The sequence below is a fragment of the Polaromonas sp. P3_C2 genome (assembly GCF_056402675.1).
On the sequence record NZ_JBFUGX010000738.1, the window covers coordinates 1 to 1854 of the forward strand.

Consider the following 1854-nt stretch of genomic DNA (forward strand, 5'->3'; position numbering starts at 1 on the left):
GGATAGATCATGTCGGGTTTCCATGGCAGCCTGGCCGAACTCGGCTATCTCGCTCAGCGCTATTTCATCCAGGTTCAACGCTTGCCGTGCTTCGAGCAAGTCGGTCCGGCTTGCGCGCGCCAGCGCCAGTAGGTTCGCCAGGACCTGGCCTGCCCGCAAAGCGTCCTGCTCGAGTTGCGACAAAAGTAAATCGCGTTCCTCGCCGGAGGCAGCTCGCCTCAAGGCGTGCGCCTGCAGGGTCAGCGAGGCCAGAGGCGTGCGCAGTTCATGCGCCAGTTCACTGGCCAGTTCCCGCTCTCTTTCAACGGCCGATTGGTAGCGACTCGCCAGCGTGTTGATCGAATCCACAACAGCCCGGAACTCACGCTGCGAGTAGGGCCCTTGAAGCGGGGCGGCCCTGTGAATGTCCAGGGCGTCCACATCGCGCGACAAGGCGTACAGGGGTCTTAAACCCCGGTGGATTGCAAAGCCCAGCGCCAGCGCAACCACGGGCAGCAGCCAAAAACCGGGGCCGGCAACTTGCCCGGCAATGTCTTTTGCCAGGTCATCACGCTCTGCTGAATCAAGCAGCACGGTTACCTTGCGCGTTCGGTCAGGCCCGTCCCAGCGCGAAAATGCCCGCCAGGGAACCGGCGGTGAGCCCAGCGTCAGGTTCTCAAAGCCTTCGCGCATATTGAAAGCGACAGGCGGCGCGTCTCCGATACGCATAAGCGTTTTGCCTTGCCCGTCCCACATCACCACGCTCATGGAGCGCTGGTAATCGTGACTCTTCAGGTTGGACAGCGCGGCGGTGTTGCTGAAGTCAGTGCGTGAGTCGACACCGGCAAAACTTTCCGCAAGTTCAAGAAAAGCGACGCTGGCCAAGTGGCCATCCGTGAGCTCGTCAGCCTCGTGAATACCCGTGCGGTAGCCCAATGCGATAAAACCACCCCAGACAATCAATAGCGCGCCCAGCGCCCAAGCCATAAGGCTCGTGGTCAGCGACATCTGCGCAACCCTCATGGTTTCTCCGGTACGAAGTAACCGACGCCGCGCAGTGTGCGTATTACGTCCTCACCCAGCTTCTTTCTCAGGTGATGCACATGAACCTCCACGGCGTTGCTGTCGAGCGCATTGCCCCAACTGTAGAGCCGGGCTTCAATCTGCGGCCGTGACAGTACGCGGGGCCTAACCTCCACTAAAGCCAGCAAGACACCGAACTCCCGCGGGGCCAGCTCAACCGATTTTCCGTTCAGGTGAACGGCCCGCGTGGCCGGATTGATTACTAAGGCGCCGGCCGTTATCGTAGCTTGGGCGCGTCCGACAGCCCTTCGCCGAAGCGCGCGCATGCGCGCGGCCAATTCATCGGGATTAAAGGGCTTCGTCACGTAATCGTCGGCTCCCATATCCAGGCACTCGATCCGTGCGGCAACCTGGTCACGCGCGGTCATGATCAGCGTTGGCGTGCCGGCATCGGGAAGGGAGCCTGCGGGAGCCAAGCGTAGACGCTTAAGCACTTCCGAGCCGTCGCCATCCTCAAGGCCGAGATCGAGCAGAACCAGATCAAAGGGTTCGACCTTTAGCGCGGTCCAAGCCGATTCAACACCGCTAGCGATATCGATAGCCCAGCCCAACTGCTTCAGATGACTTTCAAGCCCTTTGGCAATGCCTTCATCATCCTCGACAACTAATACGCGCATGCAGCATTGTCCGCCGGACCCGCGTGGAAAACAAAGGCATGTAGCCGGTCTGCACCTGCGCACAGGGCTTTAACGCCGCCTTAAGAATGCGTTAAGTATTGGGCGACCTTTTCCTGGGCTTTTGTCAAAATTCGCAGCGTCACCAAATCGTTAAGGAGGATTTAAGACAAGACAC

At 59.7% G+C, this 1854-nt stretch carries 2 protein-coding genes; both read right to left on the reverse strand.

Annotated elements, in window-relative coordinates; all coding sequences use genetic code 11:
• The coding region (locus tag AC1DWI_RS21360) for a histidine kinase dimerization/phospho-acceptor domain-containing protein (RefSeq protein WP_477725696.1) at positions 1–1002 on the reverse strand (1002 nt) is incomplete at its 3' end.
• The gene (locus tag AC1DWI_RS21365) at positions 999–1679 is read right to left on the reverse strand and encodes a response regulator transcription factor (RefSeq protein ID WP_477669567.1); all 681 of its coding nucleotides are present in this window, start codon (positions 1677–1679) and stop codon (positions 999–1001) included. The genes AC1DWI_RS21360 and AC1DWI_RS21365, both read right to left, overlap by 4 nt.
• Between the last annotated feature and the right edge of the window lie 175 nt (positions 1680–1854).

Bases quoted from the DNA above. Each gene is read 5' to 3' on its own strand.
- AC1DWI_RS21365 (WP_477669567.1), bottom strand. From the start codon at position 1,679: ATGCGCGTATTAGTTGTCGAGGATGATGAAGGCATTGCCAAAGGGCTT.